The organism is Vreelandella mediterranea (assembly GCF_970647075.1).
In genome coordinates this window covers 3112171-3136843 of record NZ_OZ310198.1, presented here as the reverse complement: position 1 = coordinate 3136843, position 24673 = coordinate 3112171, and the positions used below count along the sequence as shown (strand labels likewise).

The following is a 24673-nucleotide window of genomic DNA, read 5'->3' as shown; positions in this document are numbered from 1 at the left end:
ATTGTATGGCTTATTTATGACTGAACGTTGGTGCGAGAACTCATGACGTCGCCGCAGTTTCCGACCCAGGCGCCGTGCGACGCGCTGCCTTCTCACGCCGGGGAGTCGAGCCCGTTGCATATCGCTATTATCATGGATGGTAACAACCGCTGGGCACGCGCCCGGGGGCTTTCCGGCGTACGTGGCCACCGTGCCGGCGTAGAAGCCGTGCGCGCGGTGATCCAGCGCGCCGCCGAACGCGGCATCAAGACCCTGAGCCTGTTCGCGTTCTCCAGCGAAAACTGGAAGCGCCCGGCGGCGGAGGTCAATGCGCTGATGGAGCTCTTTTTGATGGCGCTCAAGCGCGAGGTCAAAAAGCTTCACGAGCGCAATATAAGGCTTTCGGTGATCGGCGAGCAGCAGGGCTTTTCCCAGACCATACAAAAGCATATTCAGCGCGCCGAGACGCTGACCGAGAGCAACACCGGCATGCACCTGGTGATCGCCGCCAACTACGGCGGCCACTGGGACATCGCCCGGGCGAGCCGCGCGCTTGCCGAACAGGTGGCGGCGGGCACCCTCGAGCCCAGCGAAATCGACGAAACGCGCCTCGGTCAGGCGATGAATACCGCCGACGTGCCGCCGGTGGATCTTTGTATTCGCACCAGCGGCGAGCAACGGCTCTCCAACTTTTTGCTCTGGCAGCTTGCCTACGCCGAGCTCTACTTCTCCCCCTTGTTTTGGCCGGACTTCGGTGCCGCGGCGTTCGACAGCGCCCTTGACGAGTTTTTCTCGCGGCGCCGGCGCTTTGGCATGACCGATGAACAAATAGAGGCGCAAGGTGCTTAGACAGCGGATCATCACCGCAGCCTGGTTGGCGCCTCTGACGCTGATCGGCCTGTTTGGATTACAAGGCGGCGCCTTTGCGCTCTTCACCGCGCTCATCGTACTGCTGGGCGCCTGGGAGTGGACCAACCTGGCCGGCGTTACCCGCCGCTCAAAACGCCTCAAGCTGGTGGCGTTGACGGCGCTGTTCATGGCGGCCATGTGGTTAGGCGGGGCGGCCTTTGCCGCCTGGCCCTTGTGGGTCGCCGCGCTGGGCTGGGCGGTCAACTTCTTCTGGGTGGCCAACTACCCGGAGAAGCGCCAGCAGTGGCAAAGTACCACCTGGCGGCTGGCCATGGGGCTTTGGGTGCTGCTGCCATGCTGGGTGGGCTTCAACGTTTTGCGTGAAAGCGGCGCGGTGTGGCTACTGTTCGTACTGCTGCTGGTGTGGGGCGCCGATATCGGTGCCTACTTCGCCGGGCGGCGCTTTGGCAAGCGCAAACTGGCCCCCCGGGTCAGCCCGGGCAAAACCTGGGAGGGTGTCTTCGGGGCGCTGACCGCCACCGCTATTCTGGCACTCGGCTTTGCTTTTTGGCAGCCGATGGGCGTGACCGGCGGCCTCATCTTGATCGCGATGACGGCGCTGGTGACCTTCGTGTCGGTGCTGGGTGATCTATTGGAAAGCATGCTCAAGCGCTTTCGCGACATCAAGGACTCGAGCAATTTGCTGCCCGGCCACGGGGGCGTGCTCGATCGCATCGATAGCCTGACCGCGGCGGTTCCGTTGTTCGCGCTTCTTTACGTAGAAGTGCTTAGCGTTCAGGTCACCGCGCTATGAGCTCAGGCAATCCGCAACGCATCACGGTGCTGGGCTCGACCGGCTCGATCGGTAAAAACACGCTGGATGTGATCGCCCGCCATCCGGCGCGTTATCGCGTCCACGCGCTAACCGCCCATACCTCGAAAGAGGCGCTTTTCGAGCAGTGCAAGGTGCACCACCCGGTGGCTGCGGTACTCGACGACGCCGAAGACGCCGCCTGGCTCGAGGCCGCACTCGAAGGAGCCGGGCTTACCACGCAGGTGAGTTTTGGCGAGCAGGCGCTGTGCGCCGTCGCCCGGGACGCCCGAGTGGACACGGTGATGGCGGCGATCGTTGGTGCGGCGGGGCTTTTACCGGCCCTGGCCGCCGCTGAAGCGGGTAAGCGTATCTTGCTTGCCAACAAGGAGGCGCTGGTGATGAGCGGCGCGCTCTTCATGGACGCCGTGGCGCGCTCCGGGGCCACGCTCTTGCCGATCGACTCCGAACACAACGCGATCTATCAGTGCCTGCCGGTGGAGCACCGCGGCGGGCTCGAACGCCACGGCGTGCGAAAGCTTTTGCTGACCGCCTCCGGCGGGCCGTTTCGCCAGTGGGAGAGCGCCGCTATCATGGCGGCGACCCCGGAGCAGGCCTGCGCGCACCCCAACTGGTCGATGGGGCGCAAGATCTCGGTCGACAGCGCCACGCTAATGAACAAGGGCCTCGAGCTGATCGAGGCGTGCTGGTTGTTCGACGCCACCCCCGAGCAGATTCAGGTGGTGGTGCACCCCCAAAGCGTGATTCACTCCATGGCGGCTTACAGCGACGGCTCGGTGATTGCCCAGCTGGGCAACCCGGATATGCGCACGCCCATTGCCTATGGGCTTGCCTGGCCCGAGCGTATCGAGGCCGGCGTGGAAACGCTCGATCTTTTCCAGGTGGCGCGGCTCGATTTCGAGGCACCGGACGAAACCCGCTTTCCCTGCCTGCGTCTTGCCCGGGAAGCCATGCAGCGCGGCGGCGCCGCCCCGGCAGTGCTGAACGCGGCCAACGAAGTCGCGGTAGAGGCCTTTCTCGACGGCCGCCTTCGCTTTGGCGCCATTGCCGAGCTGGTAGAAGGCGTCATGGCCTCGCCGCACGCGCACCGCGCGGACACCGTCGAGCAGATTTTGGCGGCGGACCAATGGGCGCGGGAGCAAGCGAGACGCTTGCTCGAAACCGCGGATACCCGCGAGGCGTGAGATCACCAAGGAGTAGCGTGTGGGGCTTGTTCAGAACGTTTTAGCGGTTATCGTCGTGCTGGGGGTGCTGGTCACCTTCCACGAGTTCGGTCATTTTTGGGTCGCCAGGCGCTGCGGCGTCAAGGTGCTGCGCTTCTCGGTCGGCTTTGGCAAGCCCTTCTGGTCGAAGACGGATCGTCACGGCACCGAGTTCGCCGTGGCCGCCATTCCCCTGGGTGGCTACGTCAAGATGCTCGACGAGCGTGAAGCGCCGGTGCCCGAGGAACAGCTCGACCAGGCCTTTAACCGTAAAAGCGTCTGGGCGCGTATCGCGATCGTCGCCGCCGGGCCGATCGCCAACTTCCTGCTTGCTTTGGTGGCCTACTGGGCGCTGTTCGTGGCCGGTACGACCACGGTCATGCCCATCGTCGGCGACGTGGTCGAGGGCTCGCCCGCTTTTGAAGCCGGCCTCCCCGAAGGCGCGGAGATCACGGCGGTCCAGAACGACCCCATGCGCTCCTGGGAAGATATCAACTTAAAGCTCGTTTCGCTGATCGGCTACAGCGGCGAGCTCGCCATCGAGGCGAGGGACAACGACACCAGCGCGCCGCGCGCCTACGCTCTGCCGGTTAATGACTATCTCGTCCGTCAGGACCCGCCCCAGCCGCTGCAGAGTTTAGGCTTCGCGCCCTGGCGCCCGGACGTACCGGCCGTGCTTGGCCCGGTGCTCGACGGTGAAGCCGCAGCCAACGCTGGGCTCGAACCCGGGGATCGGATGATCGCCATCGACGGTGAGCCCATCGCCGACTGGATGGCCTTCGTATCGATCATTCGCGAAAGCGCCGGTCAGACGCTGGAAATACGCTATGAGCGCGACGGAGAGCCGGCAGCGTTGTCGCTGACACCGGCGCGCAAACCACTGGAGAACGGCGCCGAGGTTGGGTACATTGGCGCAGGGGTAGAGCAGATCGATTGGCCCGAAGAGCTCACACGCGAGATCCGTTTTGGGCCCGTCGAGGCAGTGGGGCAGGCGTTTTCGCGCACCGGCGGAATGATCATGCTAACCCTGGATGCGATTCGCAAGATGCTGGTGGGACTCATTTCGCCATCCAATCTTTCCGGGCCGATCACCATCGCGCAAATCTCCGGCGATTCCGCTCGGGCAGGAATGGAAGCGTTCCTGGGCTTTTTAGCGTACCTTTCCATCAGTCTCGGTGTTTTGAACCTTCTGCCTATTCCGGTACTCGATGGTGGGCACTTACTTTACTACTTCATCGAAATCGTGCGCGGACGCCCGGTTTCGGAAAAAGCCCAGGCGGTGGGGCTGCGTATCGGACTCGCCATGGTAGGGACGCTGATGGTGATGGCGCTCTACTTCGATCTGATGCGCCTTTGGTAATGACGCGTGTAGCGCGTGGGATGCCTTGTCATCCGCCTGCACAAATGTATATGGTGCCTGTTTAATAACCGGCAGACCAACGCGAGCGAACTGACTGCATGAAAATCAAGACCCTTGGAATGGCGGCACTCCTGCTGGCGGCGGCGGGTAGCGCCCAGGCACAATCCTTTGACGTTTCGGACATTCGTGTAGAAGGGCTGCAGCGGGTATCTGCCGCCTCGGTCTTCAATGCCTTTCCCGTCAGCGCCAACGACAACGTCAGCGAGCAGGAGCTGGCGGCGGCGGCGCGTAATCTGTTCGCTACCGGCCTTTTCGAAGACGTATCGCTTGCCCGGGAAGGTGACGTGCTCGTCATCCAGGTCGTCGAGCGCCCGACCATCGCGCGTTTGAACATTACCGGCAACAGTGAAATCGCCGACGACGACCTGCGCCGGGGCTTGCGCCAGTCCGGCCTTTCCGAAGGCCAGGTGCTGCAGCTCTCGACGCTCGAAGAGATCCAGCGCGAGCTCGAAGGCGTCTATCAGTCCCAGGGGCGTTACAGTGCGAGCATCAGCACTGACGTTCAGGAGATCGATGAGGGCCGCGTTCAGGTCAACATCAACGTCAACGAAGGTGACGTCGCGACCATCCGTCAGATCAACATCGTCGGTAACGACGACTTCGACGACGAGACCTTGCGCAGCGTGTTCGAGCTCGAAGACCGCCCCGGGCGCATCTTTGGCTGGTTCTCCAACGACGAGTACTCCCGCGAGGCGCTGGCCGGCGATATCGAGCGGCTGCGCTCGTTCTACCTGGACCGCGGCTACATCAATTTCGACGTGACTTCGACCCAGGTCTCCATCGGCCCGCAGCAGTCTGACATCTACATTACTCTGAACGTGGATGAAGGCGAGCAGTTTCGCGTTGGTGACATCCGCTTTGCCGGTGACCTGCAAATCAGCGAAAACGAAGCGCGTCAGTTGCTGGAAGTGGAAAGCGGCGACGTCTTCTCCCGCGGTCAGGTCAACGCCTCGACCGAGGCGCTGCGAAGCCGCCTGGGCGCCGAAGGCTTCGCCTTTGCCGAGGTGCAGGGCGTGCCCGAGCAAACCGGCAGCGGCGATAGCGTGGACCTGGTGATCGCCGTCGACCCGGGCCAGCGCGCCTACGTTCGGCGTATCGAGTTTTACGGTAACACCACCACCCAGGACGAAGTGCTGCGCCGCGAGATGACCCAGATGGAGGGCGCGCCGGCCTCCACCGACTCGATCACTCAGTCGCGCCAGCGCCTCGAACGGCTCGGCTTTTTCAGCCAGGTCGAGGTCGACACCCAGCCGGTGCCCGGCCAGCCCGACCTTCTGGACGTGACCTATAACGTCGAAGAGCAGCCCTCGGGCTCGGTCTCGGCAAGCGTGGGCTTCTCGCAAAGCGCCGGTATCATCTACGGGGTGGGCCTGGCGCAGAACAATTTCCTCGGTACCGGTAACCGGGTCAACATCGGCGCTCAGCGAAGCGATACTTTCACCAGTGTCAACTTCGCCTTCACCGACCCCTACTGGACGCTGGACGGTATCTCCCGCGGCTATAACGTTTTCTACCGCGAGACCGACTACGCCGACTCCGACATTTCGACGTTCTCCACCGACGCCTACGGCGCGGGTATCAATTTCGGCTACCCGATCAGCGAGCTTTCGCGGCTCAACTTCGGCGCCAGCGTCGAGGACCTGACGGTCAAGACCTACTTCGATACGGCCTCGGAAATCCGCCGCTACGTTGAAGAGGAGGGTAAGGATGCCCAAAGCCTGAAGCTCAGCGCCAGCTGGACCCGCAACAACTTGAACCGTGGCGTCATGCCGACCGCGGGTAACTACCAGCGCCTGTCGGTGGAAGCCGGCGTGCCGGGCAGCGACGCCCAGTACTACAAGGCGCGGGCCCGCGCGCAGCAGCTCTTCCCGGTCAACGAAGAGCAAACCTGGGCGCTGAAGTTCACCGGTAATTTGGGCTACGCCGATACGCTGGGAACCAACGACCCGTTCCCGTTCTATGAAAACTTCTACGCCGGTGGTTTGGGCTCGGTGCGTGGCTACACCTCGAACACCCTGGGCCAGCGCACCACGCCAGCTCGCGAAGGCGGCCGCGACCGCACGCTTGGCGGTAACGTATTGATGGAAGGCAGCGCCGAGGTGCTCTTCCCGCTGCCCTTCGTCGAAGACCAGCGCTCGATTCAGCCGTCGCTGTTCGTGGATGCGGGTAACACCTTCCTGGACTCTTGCTACGATGTATTGGACGAAGACGCCGGACGTCAGCGCTGCAGCTCTGGCGTCGACCTGGGCGATCTGCGCTACAGCGCGGGTGTGGGCCTTGCCTGGCTAACGCCGGTAGGACCGCTTACCTTCAGCGTTGCCAAGCCGCTCAACGATGAAAGCGGCGACGACACGCAGTTCTTCCAGTTCTCGTTGGGCCAAACGTTCTAATACGCCCGTGGTCGGCCGGCGCTTGCCGGCCTGACCCGTGTCAGCTTAAGAAAAGGAGTTAGCATGCGTAAATTGACGGCCGCGGTATGTCTTCTCGGGAGCATGGCGCTTCCCGCTTTTGCCTCCGAGGTGGCGGTACTCGATTGGCGCGCTGCGCTGATGAACACGCAGTCCGCACAAACCTCGCTGAGCCAGCTGGAAGGTCAGATCGGTAGCCAACAGCGCGAAGCCCAAGGCTTGGGTAACGAGCTCCAGCAGCTTCAGCAGCGCCTGCAAAACGAAGGCGAGACCATGGGCCAGGCCCAGCGTGAATCGCTGATTGCCGAGCTTCAGCAGAAGGGCAGCCGCTTCGAGCAGCTGCGCCGCGATGTACTGCAGGCCCAGCAAAACTCCGAACAGCAGTTTCTGGAAAGCGCCGAGTCCAAGCTCGAGCAAGCCGTCGAGCAGGTGCTGGCGCGTCATAACATCGATGTGCTGGTGGAGCCCCAGGGGGTACTGCACTCCTCGACGGATCTGCCCAACGTCACCAATGAAGTCACGCAGATTTTCGACTCGCTATAAACTAATCGATGGGGTGCGGCGCTGCCGCACCCGCGCAATTGTGGGCTCCCATGACGCACGCTCCTCACACCATCACGCTGGCTGATATCGCTCGCCACCTGGACATCGCCTTCGACGGCGACGCTGACCAGCCGATTCGCGGATTGGCAACGCTCAAGGAAGCCGAGCCCGACCAGATCGCTTTTTTGGCCAACCGCGCCTATCTCAAGGATCTGACGACCACCCGGGCAGCGGCGGTGCTGCTTCACCCCGAGCACGGCAAAAACTGCCCGGTGCCTCGCCTGGAGATCGACAACCCGTACCTGGCCTACGCCAAAGTCTCCCAACTGTTCGACCCCGTGAAAGCCCGGGATACGATCGGCATACACCCAACCGCGGTGGTCGCCGACGACGTCGTGCTAGGCGAAGACGTTTCGATCCAGGCCCACGCAGTGATCGAGTCCGGCGTCACGCTGGGCGCGCGGGTGGTGGTCGGCGCCGGGAGCATGATCGGCGCGGACACCACGATCGGTGAGGGCTCGCGCCTGCACGCCAACGTCACCGTTTGCCACGGCTGCGTGATCGGCAAGCGGGTGATCCTGCAAAGCGGCTGCGTGATTGGCGGCGACGGCTTCGGCTTTGCCCACGACGGCGCGGGCTGGCACAAGATCGCCCAGCTGGGCGGGGTCGTGCTCGGCGACGACGTGGAAGTCGGCAGTTGCTCGAGTATCGACCGCGGCGCACTGGGCGATACGTTGATCGGCCGGGACGTCAAAATCGACAGTCAGGTACAGATCGCCCACAACGTGACTATCGGCGATCACAGTGCGCTGGCGGGCTGTGTAGGCATTGCGGGCTCCACCCAGGTCGGCAAGCACTGCATGCTGGGCGGCGGGGTAGGGCTCTCCGGGCACCTGACGATCTGCGACGGCGTGCAGGTCACCGGCATGAGCTTGGTGACCAACTCCATTTTAGAGCCGGGCGTTTACTCCTCCGGCACCGGGGCGATGAACAACACCCAGTGGCGCAAGAATGCCGTACGTTTCAAGCAACTCGACGAGATCGCCAAGCGGCTGAACAAGTTGGAAAAAGTACGCCGCGATGAGTAGAGGCGCGTTTTAGGTTCGCGCCAGGTGGCCCTTCACCCGGCTGCGGGGGTATAATTCGCCACCTTTTGCCAGCGGCGACGCTGGCATTTACCTGATTCGCTATCAGGTTTTTTGTCTTTTTTGAGGTCGTTACGATGGTTATGGATATTAACGAAATTCGCGAATACTTGCCCCACCGCTATCCGTTCTTGCTGGTGGATCGAGTGACGCAGTTAACTGTGGGCGAATCCATCGTGGCGTACAAGAACGTCAGCATCAACGAGCCCTTCTTCAATGGGCACTTCCCCCATCACCCGATCATGCCCGGCGTGCTGGTGATCGAAGCACTGGCCCAGGCCTGCGGCATTTTGGGCTTCAAAACCGTCAACAAGCTGCCCGCCGATGGCTACGTGTACTACCTCGTGGGCAGCGACAACGTGCGCTTCAAGCGCCCGGTCATGCCCGGTGACCAGCTGCGTCTGGAGGCGAACGTGATTCGTGGCAAGCGTGGTATCTGGAAGTTTGCCTGCGAAGCCACGGTGGACGGCGAGCTTGCCTGCGCAGGGGAAATTATCTGTGCCGAGAGGAAGGTAACTTGATACATCCTACCGCACTGATCGACCCAACGGCCCTCCTTGCCGACGACGTCGAGGTCGGCCCGTTCAGCGTGATCGGCCCCGATGTCGAGATCGACGAGGGCTCGGTGATCGGGCCCCACGTGGTGGTCAAGGGCCCCACCAGGCTTGGCAAGCGCACGCGTATTTTCCAGTTCGCCTCCGTGGGTGAGGAGTGCCAGGACAAGAAGTACGCCGGCGAACCCACCCGCCTGGTGATGGGCGATGACAACGTCGTGCGCGAAGGCGTGACGCTTCATCGCGGCACCGTGCAGGATCGCGGCGAAACCACCATCGGTTCGCGCAATCTGTTCATGGCCTACGTCCACGTCGGCCACGATTGCCTGATCGGCGACGACTGTATTCTTGCCAATCAGGTGACCCTGGCCGGCCACGTGACCGTCGGCAATTTCGCGATTTTAGGTGGGCTCTCGGCGGTCCATCAGTTCTGCCACTTTGGCGACTACGCCATGGCCGGCGGCGGCTCGATCATCACCAAGGACACGCCTTGCTACATGATGATCAACGGCAACCCGGCCGAGGCGCGCGGACTCAACCTGGTGGGGCTCAAACGCCGCGGCTTCAGCCGCGAGGTGATCAGTGCGCTGACCGCCTCCTACAAGCTGGTCTACCGCCAGGCAATGACCGTCGAGCAGGCCCTCGAAGAAATGCGCACGCGCTTCGATATACCCGAGGTCACGCACTTCGCCGACTCGATCGAGCGCTCCACGCGCGGTATCGTCCGCTAGATCAGAACCGGGTGACGCTCTGCCACGGCGTGACCATCAACGCCACAGGAAGATGAGCATGGCCTTAGCGCGTGTATACCTTGTCGCCGGCGAGCTCTCGGGCGACCAGCTGGGGGCCGGGCTAATGCGTGCGCTGCGCGCGCGCCACCCAAACGTCGAGTTTTGTGGTATCGGTGGACCCAATATGCAGGCCGAGGGCATGCAGAGCCGCTTTCCGCTGGAAACCCTCTCGGTCATGGGGCTGGTCGAGGTGGTCAAGCACCTGCCCGAACTCGTTCGCGTACGCCGCACGCTCTTTTTTGAGGCGTGTGAGTGGCAGCCGGACATCATGATCGGCATCGACGCACCGGACTTCAATACCGGCCTCGAGCTCAAGCTGCGCCGCGCGGGCATCAAGACCGCCCACTACGTGAGCCCCTCGGTATGGGCCTGGCGCCAGGGCCGGGTCAAAAAGATCGCCCGCGCCGTGGACGCCATGCTGACGTTTCTGCCTTTCGAGGCGGCGTTCTATCAACGCCACCAGGTGCCGGTCGCCTTCGTCGGCCACCCGCTGGCCGACGAAATGGCGCTTCAAAACGACCGCACCGCTGCCCGCCAGGCGCTCGGGCTTCCCGAGAACGGCCCCCTCTTGGCGGTGCTGCCCGGCTCCCGGGGCAACGAAATCCGCTTCATGGGCGAGACCTTTCTCGAGGCGGTGACCCGGCTCAAGGAGCGCCATCCAGCGCTTTGTGTGGTTATTCCCGCCGCCACCGCGCAGCGCTACCAGGAGCTCGAGGCGCTTTTACGCCAAACCCCGGCGCTCGCGGCCACGGTCACGCTCATACAAGGCAATGCCCGCGAAGCCATGGTGGCCAGCAATCTGGTGCTGCTGACCTCCGGGACCGCCGCGCTTGAAGCGATGCTTTGTCACCGGGCGATGCTGGTGGCCTACAAGATGGCCCCGACCACTCATTGGCTTGCCAAGCGGCTGGTCAAGACGCGCTGGATCTCGCTACCCAACCTGATCGCCCAGGAGGCGCTGGTGGAGGAGCTCGTTCAGGACGCCGCCACGCCGGAGGCGATTGTCGACGCGCTGAATGCGCTGCTGGAGGATGACGCTTCCCGCCAGGCGCTGGAGGCGCGCTTTGCCAGCATGCACGCCGCGCTTCAACGCGGGGCGAGCGTTCGCGCGGCGCTGGCCGTCGAGGCGGTCGCCGAAGGCCGCCCGCTTCCCAAAGATTCCGAGGAGTCGTATGAGCGTCAAGACACCTAAAGAATACCCGCCTTTACAGATTCCCTACGCCGGCGCGTACCTGGCCGGTGTGGACGAGGTCGGGCGCGGCCCGCTGGTGGGCAGCGTCGTTGCCGCGGCGGTCATTCTCGACCCGGCAGCGCCCATCGAGGGGCTCAACGACTCGAAGACTTTGAGTGCGGCCAAACGCGAAGCGCTGGATGCGCAGATTCGGGCCCAGGCACTGGCTTACTGCGTGGCCGAGGCGAGCGCTTCGGAGGTGGATACACTCAATATTTTTCACGCCACGCACCTGGCCATGCGTCGGGCGATTGACGGCCTCGCCCCGCAAGCAGAGTATTTACTGGTGGACGGCAACCGCTTGCCCGGTCACGCGCTTCCCGGCCAGGCCGTCGTCAAGGGCGATGCCCGCCACCCGGCGATTGCCGCGGCCTCGATTCTGGCCAAGGTGGCCCGGGACGCCCAGATGGTGGCGCTCGATGCACGCCACCCGGCCTATGGTTTCGCCCGCCACAAGGGCTACCCGACCAAAGAGCACCTCGCGGCGCTGGCGGCGCACGGCCCGCTGAGTGAACATCGCGTAAGCTTTGCGCCGGTCAAGCGTCAGCTAGCGCTGGCCTGACGACGGCCCATTTATTTATCCAGTGGTGAAAGTCCTATGACGTCTCCCTTCGTTCATCTGCGTTTGCACAGCGAATACTCCCTGGTCGACGGCCTGGTGAAGCTGAAATCGCTGGTCAGCACGACTGAAAGCCGCGCCATGCCGGCGCTGGCCTTGACCGACGAGGCGAACCTGTTCGGCCTGGTGAAGTTCTACAAGGCCGCCCAAGGCGCAGGGCTCAAGCCGATCATCGGCTCTGACCTGTGGCTGGCAAATCCTCATGATGCGGCGCACCCGTACCGTATTACGCTTTTGGCGATGAACGACGTGGGCTATCGCAACCTGACCGAGCTGATCTCCAAAGGCTGGAGCGACGGCCAGCGCCAGGGCCGCGCGATTCTGGACAAACAGTGGGTGCTCGAGCAAAGCGAAGGGCTGATCGTGCTTTCCGGGGCACGCGAAGGCGAGATTGGCCGTCACCTTTTGAGCGATCACGAGCGCGAGGCGAAGGCGCTTTTGGAGCAGTGGCAGGCGGCGTTTCCCGACCGGTTCTACCTGGAGCTCGTGCGTACCGGGCGCGCGCTGGAGGAGGCCTGCGTGCACGCAAGCGTGAAGCTTGCCGTGGAAACCGGCACGCCGGTGGTGGCCACCAACGACGTACGTTTTCTGGAGCGCGACGACTTTTGGGCCCACGAAACCCGGGTGGCGATCGGTGAGGGCAAGGCGCTCGACGATCCGCGCCGCGAGCGCCGCTATAGCGAAGAGCAGTACCTGAAAACCCCGGAGGAGATGGCCGAGCTCTTCTCGGATATCCCCGAGGCGCTGGAGAACAGCGTGATGATCGCCCGGCGATGCAGCGTCGATGTGCGCCTGGGCGAAATCTTTCTGCCCGAGTTCGGCATCCCCGAAGGCATGACCCAGGACGAGTTCTTTAGAAAGGTCTCCCACGACGGCCTGACCGAGCGCCTCGATTTCCTGTTTCCTGCTGAGCGCTACCCGCGGGACAGCGACGAGTACAAGGAGATCGACCAGCGCTACCGGGAACGGCTCGACTTCGAGCTTGAGATCATCATCCAGATGGGGTTTCCCGGCTACTTTCTGATCGTGATGGACTTCATCCAGTGGGCCAAGGACAACGACGTGCCGGTGGGCCCGGGTCGCGGCTCCGGCGCCGGCTCCTTGGTGGCCTACGCCCAGAAGATCACCGATCTCGACCCGATTGGTTACGACCTGCTGTTCGAGCGTTTCTTGAATCCCGAACGTGTCTCGATGCCCGACTTCGACGTCGACTTCTGCATGGAAAAGCGCGACCGGGTCATCGACTACGTGGCGGATCGTTACGGGCGTAACGCGGTGTCCCAGATCGTCACTTTCGGCACCATGGCCGCCAAGGCCGTAGTGCGCGACGTGGCCCGTGCCCAGGGGCGGCCCTACTCACTCGGCGACAAGCTCTCCAAACTGATTCCCTTCGAAGTGGGCATGACGCTTGGCAAGGCGATCGAGCAGGAGCCGGCACTCAAGGAGTTCATCGAGTCCGATGACGAGGCCGAAGAGATCTGGGAGATGGCGCTCAAGCTCGAGGGCACCACCCGCGGCACCGGCAAGCACGCCGGTGGCGTGGTCATCGCCCCCACCAAGCTAACCGACTTCTCGCCCCTTCTGTGCGACGAAGACGGCTCCGGCCTGGTGGTGCAGTTCGACAAGAACGATATCGAAGAGGCGGGGCTGGTCAAGTTCGACTTTTTGGGTCTGCGTACGCTCACGATCATCGACTGGGCGCTGGAGATGGTCGACAAGGTGCGCGACGCGGCCGGGCAGGGCTCGCTCAACATCGACGCCATTCCGCTCGATGATGGCAAGACGTTTGAAATGCTCAAGCGCGCCGAAACCACCGCAGTGTTCCAGCTCGAATCCCGTGGCATGAAGGAGCTGATCAAGCGCCTGTTGCCGGACTCACTCGACGACATGATCGCTTTGGTGGCGCTTTTCCGCCCGGGCCCGCTGCAGTCCGGCATGGTGGACGACTTCATCAACCGGAAACACGGCCGCGCCGAGGTATCTTATCCACACCCGGATTACCAGCACGAGCTGTTGAAACCGGTGCTCTCGCCGACCTACGGCATCATCCTGTACCAGGAACAGGTCATGCAGATCGCCCAGGTCATGGCGGGGTACAGCCTGGGCCAGGCGGACATGCTGCGCCGGGCGATGGGTAAGAAAAAGCCCGAAGAGATGGCCAAGCAGCGCGCCGGTTTCATGGAAGGGTGCGCGGCCAACGGCATCGACAAGGACTTGGCGGGCAACATTTTCGACCTGGTAGAGAAATTCGCCGGCTACGGGTTCAACAAGTCGCACTCGGCGGCCTACGCGCTGGTCTCCTACCAGACCGCCTGGCTGAAGGCCCACTACCCGGGGCCGTTCATGGCCGCGGTGCTCTCCACCGAGATGGACAACCTCGACAAGGTCGTGCCCTTGATCGAGGAGTGTCGCAACTTAAAGCTCACCGTGACCCCGCCGGACGTCAACGTGGGCGGCTATAAGTTCACCGTGGATATCGAGGCTCGGGTGGTTTACGGGCTGGGCGCGATTCGTGGCGTCGGCGAAGGCCCCATCGGTGCCATCGTCGAGGCCCGCGAGGCGGACGGCCCCTTCAAGGATCTGTTCGATTTCTGTCGGCGCATCGACGCCAAGCGGATGAACAAGCGCACCCTCGAGGCGCTGATTCGCTCAGGCGCCTTGGATAATCTTGGCCCCAACCGGGCGGTGCTGTTTGCGGCCATGGAGGACGCCTTGAAGGCGGCGGCCCAGAACCACGCCAACCAGAATCTGGGCATGATGGATATGTTCGGCGAGGCGTTCGCGGTAGAGGAAGAGCAGGAGAGCGATGTCTACCTGGAATACCGCCACGCCCGGGAGTGGTCCGACCGTGAGCGGCTGGCTGGCGAAAAGGATACCCTCGGCCTTTATCTCACCGGTCACCCGATCGACGAGTACGAGCGGGAGCTCAAGCGCTTCGTCTCCACGCGCATCAGCGAGCTCAAGCCCTCCTGGGAGCCGCAGCGGGTTGCCGGGCTGGTGGTCGCGATGCGCACCATGAAATCCAAGCGCGGCGATACCATGGCGTTCGTCACCCTGGACGACCGTACCGGGCGCATCGAAGCCTCGATCTTTGGCGAATTGTTCGAGCAGCTTAGAGGCCAAAGTCTCGACGGCCAGGTGCTGATCGTCGAAGGCGACGTGTCGAGCGACGACTTCTCCGGTGGGCTCAAGCTACGCGGCAAGGAGGTCACGCCCATGGTGGCGGCGCGGCTGCGCTACGGTCAGGGCGTGGAAATCGCCCTGGACGCCGCGCAGATCAACGGCCGGCTGGTCGAGAGCCTGCGCGATTGTCTAACCCCATACCGCGACGAGGCCGGGCTTCCGATACACCTTCACTACCGCCACGCGGATGCTACCGGGTGGCTGTCACTCGACGAAAACTGGAGCGTGACCCCCAGCGACGACCTGTTGCAAACCCTTCGCGACGTCGAAGGTCAGGTCGGTATCCAGCTGCGCTACAAGTAGCGTTTGACCGGTGCGCCTTGCGCGCGCCGGTTAGGGTGCGATAATGCACGTTTGACGACGTTTTTAATCAGGCTTGTTTTTTACAGGCAGCTTACAGGCAGAGCCGATGAACCCCAACTATCTCGATTTTGAACAGCCCATAGCAGAGCTTCAGGCGAAAATTGAGGAGCTGCGCTTGGTAAGCTCCGACAACCAGGTCAACCTGTCCGACGAAATTACCCGGCTCGAAGAGAAAAGCCGCAAGTTGACCGAGTCGATCTTCAAGGATTTGACGCCCTGGCAGGTATCCCAGATTTCGCGCCACCCCCAGCGCCCCTATCCGCTGGACTACTTCGCCTCGATCTTCACCGATTTCGACGAGCTGCATGGCGATCGTAACTTCGCCGACGACGCGGCCCTGGTGGGCGGCGTGGCGCGCCTCGACGATGCCCCGGTGATGGTGATCGGTCACCAGAAAGGTCGCGATGTCAAAGAGAAGGTGCGCCGCAACTTCGGTATGCCGCGCCCGGAAGGCTACCGCAAGGCGTGCCGCCTGATGGAAATGGCCGAGCGTTTCAAGATGCCGGTGCTGACCTTTATAGACACCCCCGGCGCCTACCCCGGCATCGACGCCGAGGAGCGGGGCCAATCCGAGGCCATCGCCTATAACCTGGCGGTCATGTCGCGGCTGAAAACCCCGATCATCTCGACCGTAGTGGGCGAGGGTGGCTCCGGCGGGGCGCTGGCCATCGGCGTGTGCGACGAGCTGCACATGCTTCAGTACTCGACCTACTCGGTGATCTCGCCGGAAGGCTGTGCCTCCATTTTGTGGAAAAGCGCCGACAGGGCGTCCGAGGCCGCCCAGGCCATGGGCATCACCGCCGAGCGCTTGAAGGAGCTTGGCTTCGTCGACGAGCTGATCAAGGAGCCGCTGGGCGGCGCTCACCGTCACCCGCAAACCACCGCCGAGCGCGTCAAGCAGACCCTGGGCGAAAGCCTCGACCGGCTCAAGCGCATGGATACCGACGCGCTATTGGAGCGCCGTTATGATCGCCTGATGAGCTATGGCGCGCCCACCGCATAAGCCCTCGGATCCGCTCGAACGGCTGTTGATCGACGCCCTGGCGCATACAGCGCCGGGGCGCTCTATTTGGGTGGCGCTCTCCGGCGGGCTGGACTCCACGCTACTGCTCACCCTGGCCGCCAGGGTATGCCGCCAGGCCGGCCGACCCCTTCACGCCCTGCACGTCAATCACGGCTTACAGCCCGGTGCAGCCGGCTTCGAGGCGCACTGCCAGGCCCTGTGCCATACCCTCGAGGTGGCGCTTAGCGTGGCGACCGTCCACGTCGATGTTCAGGGCGACGGGGTCGAGGCCGCCGCGCGGCGAGCGCGCTACCAGGCGTTCGCCGCGCACGTGCCTCCGGGGGATACGCTGTGGCTTGCCCAGCACCAAAACGACCAGGCCGAAACGTTTCTGCTGGCCGCGCTTCGCGGCAGCGGCGTGCGCGGTCTGGCGGGTATGCCTTACCTGCGTCAGTGGCAGGGGCGCACGCTTTTACGTCCCTGGCTTGGCATGGCGCGCAGCGATTTTGAGACGGCTGCCCAGGCGCTTGGCCTTCAGTGGTGCGATGACCCGTCCAACGAGGATATCGCGCTGGACCGTAACCGGCTGCGCCACACCGTAATGCCCGCCCTGGCGCAGCGTTGGCAAGCGCCAGCCGTACTTGCCCAAAGCGCGGCGCTGGCCGCCGAGGCCGACACGCTGTTAAGCGAGTACGCCGCCGAGGATCTGGCCCGTATCACCTGCGGGCCCGGATGCATCGACACCTCCGCGCTCGCCGCCTATTCGCCGGCCCGCCAGCGTCTTTTGATCCGCACGCTCTGTCATTCGCTCGAGCTTCCCACCCCGCCCAGGGCGCGTTTGATGAGCCTTTTGAGCCAGCTAAAGGCGGCGGCGGATGCCCGCGTGCAGGTGAGCTGGCCCGGGGCCGAGGCGCGGTTATGGCGGGGGCGGCTTTATCTCATGGCGCCGCTGGGCGCGCTGCCCGAGTGGCAGGTGGACTGGAACGGCGAGGCGGGCGTTGCGACACCTCTGGGGCCATTGAGCGTGGCGCTAAACCCGTTACAGGCGGTGACGCTGCGCTTTCGTCAGGGCGGTGAGGTGATCGATCTGGCCCGGCGTGGGCGGCGCGATCTCAAGCGGCTACTGCAGGAGGCGGGGGTGCCACCCTGGCAGCGCCCCCGGGTGATCGTGGTGATGAGCGGCGGGCGCTGCCTGGGCGCTTTGAGCGGGCCAGACCAGGTGCTGTTCGAAGCCCGGGACGCCGCGTTTCGCGGCATTTGAGCGCTTTTACACCAGCTTCAGCGCAAACCCCGCCGCCTGCATGTAGGCCTGCTCCTGCTCTAAATCGGTGCTCAAAAGCGTCGGCTCGTCGCTTGCCGGCAGGGTGAGCGTCAGCGTCTGTTCGCTGGCGCTCAGGTTCGGCGTGGTGGGCACCTCTTCCGGGCGGGAGTGGTTGATCAGCACCGCCAAGCGCAGAAGCCGCGCCAGCTTGGCGTTAGCATCGCGCTGGGCCGCGGGCAGGTTTTGCCACTCCTTGACCGGAAACTTGCGCCGGTGGGCGCGCACCAGGTGAGCCAGAAGTTGCTGCTCCGGGCGCGAGAAGCCGGCCAAATCCGAGTGCTCCAGCAAGTAGGCGCCGTGGCGGTGAAACTGGCTGTGCGAGATCGCAAGCCCTATTTCGTGCACCAGGCACGCCCACTGCAAAAAGTGGCCCTGCTCATCGGAGAGCCGCCAGGCGCGCTTGACCTGGTCGAACAGCCGTTTGGCGGTCAACGCCACGTTGCCGGCCTGGCGGGTATCCACATCGTAAATGCGCTGCAGATTGGTCAGGGTTTTGGCGCGGGTATCCTCGGCGTCGTTGCGCCCGGCCATGTCGAACAGCACGCCTTCGCGAAGCGCCCCGTCGGCAAAGCGCATCTCCTTGAGGTCGAATGCCTCGAAGATCGCGCCCAAAATCGCCACGCCCGCCGGGAACACCCGGGCGCGGTCCTCCTTGAGGCCGTCCAGGGCGACCTTGTCGAGGCTTTTGCACTTGATCAGCCGCTCGCGCAGCTTCTTGAGCCCCGCCCGGGTAATCAGGCCTTCCTGAGGCGTATCGCCGTAGGCAAAGAGCACGCTGGCGGCGGCCTTTATGGTGCCGCTGGAGCCTACCGGATCGGCCCAGCCCAGGCGCTGGTAAGGGCGCTGGATGTTGGCAAGCTCGGAAAGCGCGGCAAGCTCGGCGCGGCGCATGCGCTTCTCACTGAGCTCGCCATCGGGAAAGTAGCGGCTCGAGTAGGTCACGCAGCCCATGCGCAGGCTTTCGAGTGCTTTGGACTCGAAGGCCTCGCCGATAATCAGCTCCGTCGAGCCGCCGCCGATATCGACGATCAATCGTCGGCCATTTTCGGCCAGCGCGTGGGCGGCGCCCAGATAGATCAACCGCGCTTCTTCGCGCCCGGCGATGATCTCGATAGGGTGGCCCAGTTGGGCTTCGGCCTGTTCGATGAAATCCTGGCTGTTGTGGGCATCGCGCAGGGCGTTGGTCCCCACCACCCGCATATTGGCCGGGGCGATGTCGTTCAAAAACGGTGCAAAGCGCGCCAGGCACTCGAGGGCGCGCTGCATGGCAGGTTCGCTTAGATAGCCGCTCTCATCGAGCCCGGCGGCTAGCTGCACCTTTTCACCCAAGCGCGCGACCACCTGAAGACGCTCGTTGGCGTAGTTGGCCACTAGAAGGTGGAAGCTGTTCGACCCCAGGTCGATGGCGGCCAAGCGCGCCGGTTCGGTGCTGTCCGAGGCCGGGGCCGGGTCGGCGTCCGAGAGCGAGAGATCCTTGAGCATGAGCGTTCCTTCCAGTGGGCTACGCCAAGGTTGCGTCGCCAATAGGCCGTTGTCAATTGTCAGGGGCTTGCGTTTAGCCCGCCGCTTGACTACCATCGAGCTACTGGCCTGATTCAGGGTGGTTCGTTGGCAATTTCTAACGGACATTGACCTAACGGACATTGACGCAGAAGCCGTTGTTTCGAAACGTCAGCCTTGAACGTCTAACTGGCCTGATTCCAAGTCGTCAGAACCCGTTGATTCTGCTCACTCCTTGAGTAGATCAAAATAAGCAGATTCCAAGCACCTTCGAGTCGAGCAGCACCTGCGCTTTCAGTATGGCGGGGCGGCATCGCTCAACTCGTCTAGCGGGACCTGAACGCACCACTGGGCGGACTCAAAACGCCTCCTGTCTTATTCCCGGCGCTCGGCGCCTGGCTTTCATGAGCAATTTTCTAACACTCCGATGAATCTCACTGAACTCAAGCAAAAATCCGTTCCCGAGCTGCTCGAAATCGCCCGCGAAATGGGGATCGACAACCTGGCTCGTTCGCGCAAGCAGGACATCATCTTCGCTATCCTCAAAAAGCACGCTAAAAGCGGTGAGGATATCTACGGCGACGGTGTGCTGGAAATTCTCCAGGATGGCTTTGGCTTTCTGCGCAGCGCCGACAGCTCGTATCTCGCCGGGCCGGACGACATCTACGTGTCGCCGTCACAGATTCGTCGTTTCAATCTGCGCAAGGGCGACTCGATCTCCGGCAAAATTCGTCCGCCGAAAGAGGGTGAGCGCTACTTCGCGCTGTTGAAGGTCAGCCAGATCAACTTCGACCGTCCGGAAAACGCCAAGCACAAGATTCTCTTCGAGAATCTGACGCCGCTGTTTCCCAATGACCGGCTCCCTCTGGAGATCGGCAACGGCTCCACGGAAGATCTGACCGCGCGTATCCTCGATTTGACCGCGCCGATCGGTAAGGGCCAGCGGGGGCTTTTGGTGTCGCCGCCCAAGGCGGGTAAGACGTTGATGCTGCAAAACATCGCGACGTCCATTACGCGCAACAGCCCCGAGTGTCATCTGATCGTGCTGCTGATCGACGAGCGCCCGGAGGAAGTGACCGAAATGTCGCGCACCGTGCGCGGCGAAGTGGTCGCCTCAACCTTCGATGAGCCGCCGGCCCGCCACGTGCAGGTCGCCGAGATGGTCATCGAAAAGGCCAAGCGCCTGGTCGAGCACAAAAAGGATGTGGTGATTCTGCTCGACTCCATCACCCGCCTGGCGCGCGCCTACAACACCGTCGTACCCAGCTCCGGCAAGGTACTGACCGGTGGTGTCGATGCCCACGCCCTTGAAAAGCCCAAGCGCTTCTTCGGCGCGGCGCGTAACATCGAAGAGGGCGGAAGCCTTACGATCATCGCCACGGCGCTGGTCGACACCGGCTCCAAAATGGACGAGGTGATCTTCGAGGAGTTCAAGGGTACCGGCAACATGGAAGCGCACCTGGACCGCAAGCTGGCGGAAAAGCGCGTTTTCCCGGCGATCAACATCCGCCGCAGCGGCACCCGCCGCGAGGACCTTTTGGCCTCGGAAGACGAAATGCAGCGTATGTGGATTTTGCGCAAGCTCTTGAACCCGATGGAAGATACCGCCGCCACGGAATTTTTGATCGATCGCTTGAAAGATACCAAGACCAATCTTGAGTTTTTCGAGGCGATGAAGCGCCGTTAAGACGGCGGGCGATCACGACCACGGGGAAAGGTTTTTGAAATATAACGACTTGCGCGATTTCATCAAAGCCCTCGAGGAGCGCGGTGAGCTGAAGCGAATCCAGGCGGAGGTAGACCCTTACCTCGAGATCACCGAGATTTGCGATCGCACCCTGCGCGCCGGCGGCCCGGCACTACTGTTCGAGAACGTGAAGGGCCACGACATGCCGCTTCTGGGCAACCTGTTCGGCACGCCCGAGCGGGTGGCGCTGGGTATGGGCCAGGAGTCCGTCGAGGCGCTTCGCGAAGTCGGTAAGCTCCTCGCGTTTTTGAAAGAGCCGGACCCGCCCAAGGGCTTAAGAGACGCCTGGGAGAAGCTGCCGATCTTCAAGCAGGTGCTGAGCATGGGGCCGAAAACCGTCAAGCGCGCCCCGGTGCAGGAAGTCGTGTTCGAAGGCGAGGACGTCAACCTCGACGCGCTTCCGATTCAGCACTGTTGGCCCGGTGACGCCGCTCCGCTCGTGACCTGGCCGCTGGTCATCACGAAAGGCCCGCACAAAAAGCGCCAGAACCTGGGGATTTACCGCCAGCAAAAAATCGGCAAGAACCGGCTGATCATGCGCTGGCTCTCTCACCGCGGCGGGGCGCTGGACTTTCAGGAGTTCCAGAAAGAACACCCCGGCGAGCCTTTTCCCGTGGCCGTGGCCCTCGGCGCCGACCCGGCGACCATTTTGGGCGCGGTGACCCCTATTCCGGACTCACTCTCCGAGTACGCCTTCGCCGGGCTCTTGAGAGGCTCGCGTACCGAGCTCGTGGCTTGTCATCACGCGGATTTAGAAGTGCCGGCGTCCGCGGAGATCATTCTGGAAGGCTTCATCTACCCGGATGACATGGCCCCGGAAGGCCCTTATGGGGATCACACCGGCTACTACAACGAGGTGGATCACTTCCCGGTGTTTACCGTGACGCGCATGACGCAGCGGCGCGATGCGATCTATCACTCGACCTATACGGGTCGTCCGCCGGACGAACCGGCGATTCTCGGTGTGGCGCTCAACGAAGTCTTCGTGCCCATTCTGCACAAGCAGTTTCCCGAAATCGTCGACTTCTACCTGCCGCCGGAAGGGTGCTCTTACCGGATGGCCGTGGTGACCATGAAAAAGCAGTACCCCGGCCACGCCAAGCGCGTGATGATGGGGGTATGGAGCTTTTTGCGCCAGTTCATGTACACCAAGTTCGTGATCGTGCTCGACGACGACGTGGACGCGCGCAACTGGGAAGACGTGATGTGGGCGATCACCACGCGCATGGACCCGGCCAGGGACACCGTGATGGTGGAAAATACGCCGATCGACTACCTGGATTTCGCTTCGCCGGTCTCGGGGCTTGGCTCCAAAATGGGGCTCGATGCCACCAACAAGTGGCCTGGCGAAACCGATCGTGAGTGGGGCACGCCCATCGTCATGGATGAGGCGGTGAAAGCCCGGGTCGACGAGCGCTGGGAATCGCTGGGCATCGGTATCGAACGTCCGGCTTCGCGCCACGGCTAGCCAAGTACGCAGTTTTTTTAAAGAGGCTTTCATGAGCACAAGGGCGCTACATCAAACGCCAGGGCGTCAGACGATTACCTGTCGGATTACCGATATCAAAGAGTTGAGTTCTGACGTGCTCGGGGTGACGCTCAAAGGCGACCCCCAGGCGATCAATCACCTGCCCGGCCAGTATCTCGAGCTCAAGCTCGACGACACGACCTGGGTGCCGTTTTCCATCGCAAGCCATGGGCGCGGCGACGGCGTCATCGAGCTACACATTCAGCACCGCCCGGAGCGCGATAATTCCGCCAGGCTGCGCGAGCTTCTCACGCTTTCCGGCGAGCTCACCATTCGCATGCCCGGCGGCGAGAGCGTGCTGGATAGTCAAAGCCACCGTCCGCTTTTGTTGATCGCCGCCGGCACCGGCTTTGCTCAGATGAAGGCGATCGTCGAAGCGGTGCTCGAGGAGCAGCCGGCCCGGCCCGTGTTCATCTGGTGGGCGGCGCGGGAGCATCGCGATCTCTACGCCGAGTATCTGGCAAGCGAGTGGGCCGCACGCTTTGACAACGTGCACTTTCACGCGGTTACCGAGCTCGAATTGGATCAGCCGCTGGCGGACAGCCCGCGCATCGCCCACTACCAGGGGCGCATCACCGACGTGTTGGAGCGCGCCTTGCCCACGCTTGCCATCGAAGGCAAGCCCGTGGCGGTGGGCGAGTGCGATGTGTATCTGTCCGGATCACCTGGCATGGTCTACGCCTGCGTGGACGTGTTGGAAGCCCACGGCGCAGCGCCGGACCGGCTCTACTCGGACGTCTTCGCCTACGCGCCGCGCCCGGCCAAATAGCCACCTTGTGTGGCCCGCCTTTGAGGGGCGAGCGGTAGAGTTGTTATTTTTACGCAATGCAGGCAGGATAAGCCTATAACGCTTATCGGCAACCGGATAAACCCATGATCCATTTACGAAACAGCAAAGCGACACTGGCCACGCCCCTGGCGGCGGCTTTCGCCTGCGCGTTTGGTTATGGCGTTTATTGGTTTAGCCCCGGTATGCCTCGGGCTGGCGCTTAGGCCAACCCCGCAGGCATACCTCTTGGGTTGCCTGCCGACGTTTGAAACCCCGGCTGGTCACCCCGCCGGGGTTTTTGCGTTTTGAAGCGCGTTTTACCCACCACCCGATGTGGAATTCACGACACGTTCATCAAGGAGTCCGACCATGACCGCTTATGCCAACGCTTTTGCTGCCTCGTTGATGGGTTACGGCTATAGCTGGCGATTTAGCGGCGCGCGGTCGGTACAGGTAGCCACCTCCGGCCGGGCCACAGTGGGTGGCACGACGAGTATCCGATGTCCTTTGATGAATGAGAGTTAACGCCATGAGTGCTTTGATGAGTGCGACCCGCTCTGCCCAGCCCCTAAGCAGCGCCGAGCCCCAGAATCCGCAGCCGCTCCCCCTGCCTGATGAGCTTTTAAGCCGGGTGCACGTCGATGCCGCCCTGAGCCGCCAGCTCGATGGCCAACGCCAGGCCGTCCAGCGCATTCTGACTGGCGAGGACTCACGCCTTCTGGTCGTAGTGGGGCCCTGCTCGATCCATGACCCGGACGCGGCGCTGGAGTACGCCGACCGCCTCGCGGCGCTGAGCGAGGAGGTCAGCGAGCAGATTCTGCCGGTGATGCGCGTTTACGTCGAAAAACCCCGCACCACCGTCGGCTGGAAAGGCCTGGCCTACGACCCGGATTTGAACGGTACCGGCGATATGGCCTTGGGCGTGACCCGCTCCCGCGAGCTGATGCACGCGGTGGCTAGTCGCGGGCTACCCGTGGCCACCGAGCTCTTGCAGCCGATGCTCGCCCCCTACCTGGAAGACCTGTTGAGCTGGGTGGCGATCGGCGCGCGCACGACCGAATCCCAACTTCACCGCGAGCTTGCCAGTGATCTGCGCGCCGCGGTGGGCTTCAAGAACGCCACCAGCGGTGACTTGCAGGTGGCCATCGACGCCATGCAGGCGGCCGCCCACTCCCATCAGCGCTTCGCCCAGGACGGTAAAGGCCGCCCGGTCATGCAGCAAAGCGCGGGCAACCCCCATACCCATGTCGTGCTGCGCGGCGGCCACGGCGAGCCCAACTACCAGGCCCACCACGTCCGCCAGGCGAGTGCCCGGCTGTTGGAAGCAGGGCAGAACCCGCGGCTCATGGTCGACTGCAGCCACGCCAACGCGCGCAAGGACCACCGCCGCCAGAGCGAGGTCATGCTCGACGTGCTCGATCAGCGCCAGGCAGGGGATGCCAATTTGGTGGCGTTGATGCTCGAAAGCCACCTGTTCGAAGGCAAGCAGGCGTTGAAGCCCGGCGCCATGCGCTACGGTGTATCAATAACCGATGCCTGTGTCGGCTGGGACACCACCGAGCACCTGCTCAAAACCGCGGCACAGCGTTTGGCCGGCCAATAATCCAGGGCGTTGCGCATCCCCGGGCGTTTACAGCCAGCGCTTGCCAGGCCTGACCACCCCCGTATGATAGAGGCTATTTAATC

Annotated in this window: 19 protein-coding genes; 18 read left to right on the top strand and 1 reads right to left on the bottom strand. The window is 63.1% G+C overall.

The window, feature by feature from the left end; all coding sequences use genetic code 11:
- Nucleotides 1-42 precede the first annotated feature (42 nt).
- From uppS to tilS, 14 genes are all read left to right on the top strand, one after another.
- A complete protein-coding gene (gene uppS, locus ACWFVE_RS14435) occupies nucleotides 43-828 on the top strand; it encodes a polyprenyl diphosphate synthase (protein ID WP_447529960.1) in 786 nt (261 codons plus the stop codon).
- Nucleotides 821-1642, top strand: a complete 822-nt coding sequence (locus ACWFVE_RS14430; RefSeq protein ID WP_447529959.1) for a phosphatidate cytidylyltransferase — start codon at nucleotides 821-823, stop codon at nucleotides 1640-1642. The genes uppS and ACWFVE_RS14430 overlap by 8 nt, the downstream gene beginning before the upstream one ends.
- Nucleotides 1639-2844 (top strand): 1-deoxy-D-xylulose-5-phosphate reductoisomerase, encoded by a 1206-nt coding sequence (ispC, locus tag ACWFVE_RS14425; protein WP_447529958.1) that lies wholly within the window; start codon nucleotides 1639-1641, stop codon nucleotides 2842-2844. Before ACWFVE_RS14430 ends, ispC begins: the two co-directional genes overlap by 4 nt.
- A gap of 19 nt (nucleotides 2845-2863) precedes the next feature.
- Nucleotides 2864-4222, top strand: coding sequence for an RIP metalloprotease RseP (gene rseP, locus ACWFVE_RS14420; RefSeq protein ID WP_447529957.1), 1359 nt, complete (start codon nucleotides 2864-2866; stop codon nucleotides 4220-4222).
- 98 nt (nucleotides 4223-4320) lie between these two features.
- Complete coding sequence (gene bamA, locus ACWFVE_RS14415) at nucleotides 4321-6672, top strand: outer membrane protein assembly factor BamA (protein WP_447529956.1); 2352 nt, start codon at nucleotides 4321-4323, stop codon at nucleotides 6670-6672.
- A 63-nt stretch (nucleotides 6673-6735) separates the two neighbouring features.
- On the top strand, nucleotides 6736-7233 hold the full coding sequence (locus ACWFVE_RS14410; RefSeq protein WP_447529955.1) for an OmpH family outer membrane protein: 498 nt from the start codon (nucleotides 6736-6738) through the stop codon (nucleotides 7231-7233).
- Between the two features lie 50 nt (nucleotides 7234-7283).
- The gene (gene lpxD, locus ACWFVE_RS14405) at nucleotides 7284-8321 is read left to right on the top strand and encodes a UDP-3-O-(3-hydroxymyristoyl)glucosamine N-acyltransferase (RefSeq protein WP_447529954.1); all 1038 of its coding nucleotides are present in this window, start codon (nucleotides 7284-7286) and stop codon (nucleotides 8319-8321) included.
- A gap of 134 nt (nucleotides 8322-8455) precedes the next feature.
- Nucleotides 8456-8899: a 3-hydroxyacyl-ACP dehydratase FabZ gene (gene fabZ, locus ACWFVE_RS14400; RefSeq protein WP_447529953.1), complete on the top strand. Its 444-nt coding sequence runs from the start codon at nucleotides 8456-8458 to the stop codon at nucleotides 8897-8899.
- Entirely contained in the window at nucleotides 8896-9663 is a 768-nt protein-coding gene (lpxA, locus tag ACWFVE_RS14395; protein WP_447529952.1) for an acyl-ACP--UDP-N-acetylglucosamine O-acyltransferase, read from the top strand. The genes fabZ and lpxA overlap by 4 nt, the downstream gene beginning before the upstream one ends.
- A gap of 58 nt (nucleotides 9664-9721) precedes the next feature.
- A complete protein-coding gene (lpxB, locus tag ACWFVE_RS14390) occupies nucleotides 9722-10915 on the top strand; it encodes a lipid-A-disaccharide synthase (protein ID WP_447529951.1) in 1194 nt (397 codons plus the stop codon).
- On the top strand, nucleotides 10896-11516 hold the full coding sequence (gene rnhB, locus ACWFVE_RS14385; RefSeq protein WP_447529950.1) for a ribonuclease HII: 621 nt from the start codon (nucleotides 10896-10898) through the stop codon (nucleotides 11514-11516). Before lpxB ends, rnhB begins: the two co-directional genes overlap by 20 nt.
- 36 nt (nucleotides 11517-11552) lie before the next feature.
- Entirely contained in the window at nucleotides 11553-15059 is a 3507-nt protein-coding gene (dnaE, locus tag ACWFVE_RS14380; protein ID WP_447529949.1) for a DNA polymerase III subunit alpha, read from the top strand.
- 106 nt (nucleotides 15060-15165) lie between these two features.
- On the top strand, nucleotides 15166-16122 hold the full coding sequence (locus ACWFVE_RS14375; RefSeq protein WP_447529948.1) for an acetyl-CoA carboxylase carboxyltransferase subunit alpha: 957 nt from the start codon (nucleotides 15166-15168) through the stop codon (nucleotides 16120-16122).
- Complete coding sequence (gene tilS / locus ACWFVE_RS14370; protein WP_447529947.1) at nucleotides 16103-17383, top strand: tRNA lysidine(34) synthetase TilS; 1281 nt, start codon at nucleotides 16103-16105, stop codon at nucleotides 17381-17383. The genes ACWFVE_RS14375 and tilS overlap by 20 nt, the downstream gene beginning before the upstream one ends.
- Nucleotides 17384-17389: 6 nt before the next feature.
- On the opposite strand, the gene ppx is transcribed toward tilS, so the two are convergent.
- Nucleotides 17390-18925, bottom strand: coding sequence for an exopolyphosphatase (gene ppx / locus ACWFVE_RS14365; protein ID WP_447529946.1), 1536 nt, complete (start codon nucleotides 18923-18925; stop codon nucleotides 17390-17392).
- 445 nt (nucleotides 18926-19370) lie between these two features.
- Between ppx and rho the strand changes: the two genes are divergently transcribed.
- The 4 genes from rho to ACWFVE_RS14345 all read left to right on the top strand — a co-directional run bounded on the left by rho (nucleotide 19371) and on the right by ACWFVE_RS14345 (nucleotide 24590).
- Entirely contained in the window at nucleotides 19371-20630 is a 1260-nt protein-coding gene (gene rho, locus ACWFVE_RS14360; RefSeq protein WP_447529945.1) for a transcription termination factor Rho, read from the top strand.
- Between the two features lie 34 nt (nucleotides 20631-20664).
- The gene (gene ubiD / locus ACWFVE_RS14355; RefSeq protein WP_447529944.1) at nucleotides 20665-22158 is read left to right on the top strand and encodes a 4-hydroxy-3-polyprenylbenzoate decarboxylase; all 1494 of its coding nucleotides are present in this window, start codon (nucleotides 20665-20667) and stop codon (nucleotides 22156-22158) included.
- A 31-nt stretch (nucleotides 22159-22189) separates the two neighbouring features.
- Nucleotides 22190-22987 (top strand): FAD-binding oxidoreductase, encoded by a 798-nt coding sequence (locus ACWFVE_RS14350; protein WP_447529943.1) that lies wholly within the window; start codon nucleotides 22190-22192, stop codon nucleotides 22985-22987.
- Between the two features lie 541 nt (nucleotides 22988-23528).
- Entirely contained in the window at nucleotides 23529-24590 is a 1062-nt protein-coding gene (locus tag ACWFVE_RS14345; protein ID WP_447529942.1) for a 3-deoxy-7-phosphoheptulonate synthase, read from the top strand.
- Nucleotides 24591-24673: the final 83 nt, after the last annotated feature.

Coding starts and splice junctions, on each gene's coding strand:
- bamA (WP_447529956.1), top strand. CDS start 4,321: ATGAAAATCAAGACCCTTGGAATGGCGGCACTCCTGCTGGCGGCGGCG.
- fabZ (WP_447529953.1), top strand. CDS start 8,456: ATGGTTATGGATATTAACGAAATTCGCGAATACTTGCCCCACCGCTAT.
- rnhB (WP_447529950.1), top strand. CDS start 10,896: ATGAGCGTCAAGACACCTAAAGAATACCCGCCTTTACAGATTCCCTAC.
- ACWFVE_RS14410 (WP_447529955.1), top strand. CDS start 6,736: ATGCGTAAATTGACGGCCGCGGTATGTCTTCTCGGGAGCATGGCGCTT.
- tilS (WP_447529947.1), top strand. CDS start 16,103: ATGGCGCGCCCACCGCATAAGCCCTCGGATCCGCTCGAACGGCTGTTG.
- ACWFVE_RS14375 (WP_447529948.1), top strand. CDS start 15,166: ATGAACCCCAACTATCTCGATTTTGAACAGCCCATAGCAGAGCTTCAG.
- ppx (WP_447529946.1), bottom strand. CDS start 18,925: ATGCTCAAGGATCTCTCGCTCTCGGACGCCGACCCGGCCCCGGCCTCG.
- lpxD (WP_447529954.1), top strand. CDS start 7,284: ATGACGCACGCTCCTCACACCATCACGCTGGCTGATATCGCTCGCCAC.
- lpxB (WP_447529951.1), top strand. CDS start 9,722: ATGGCCTTAGCGCGTGTATACCTTGTCGCCGGCGAGCTCTCGGGCGAC.
- dnaE (WP_447529949.1), top strand. CDS start 11,553: ATGACGTCTCCCTTCGTTCATCTGCGTTTGCACAGCGAATACTCCCTG.
- uppS (WP_447529960.1), top strand. CDS start 43: ATGACGTCGCCGCAGTTTCCGACCCAGGCGCCGTGCGACGCGCTGCCT.
- ispC (WP_447529958.1), top strand. CDS start 1,639: ATGAGCTCAGGCAATCCGCAACGCATCACGGTGCTGGGCTCGACCGGC.
- rho (WP_447529945.1), top strand. CDS start 19,371: ATGAATCTCACTGAACTCAAGCAAAAATCCGTTCCCGAGCTGCTCGAA.
- ACWFVE_RS14345 (WP_447529942.1), top strand. CDS start 23,529: ATGAGTGCGACCCGCTCTGCCCAGCCCCTAAGCAGCGCCGAGCCCCAG.
- ACWFVE_RS14350 (WP_447529943.1), top strand. CDS start 22,190: ATGAGCACAAGGGCGCTACATCAAACGCCAGGGCGTCAGACGATTACC.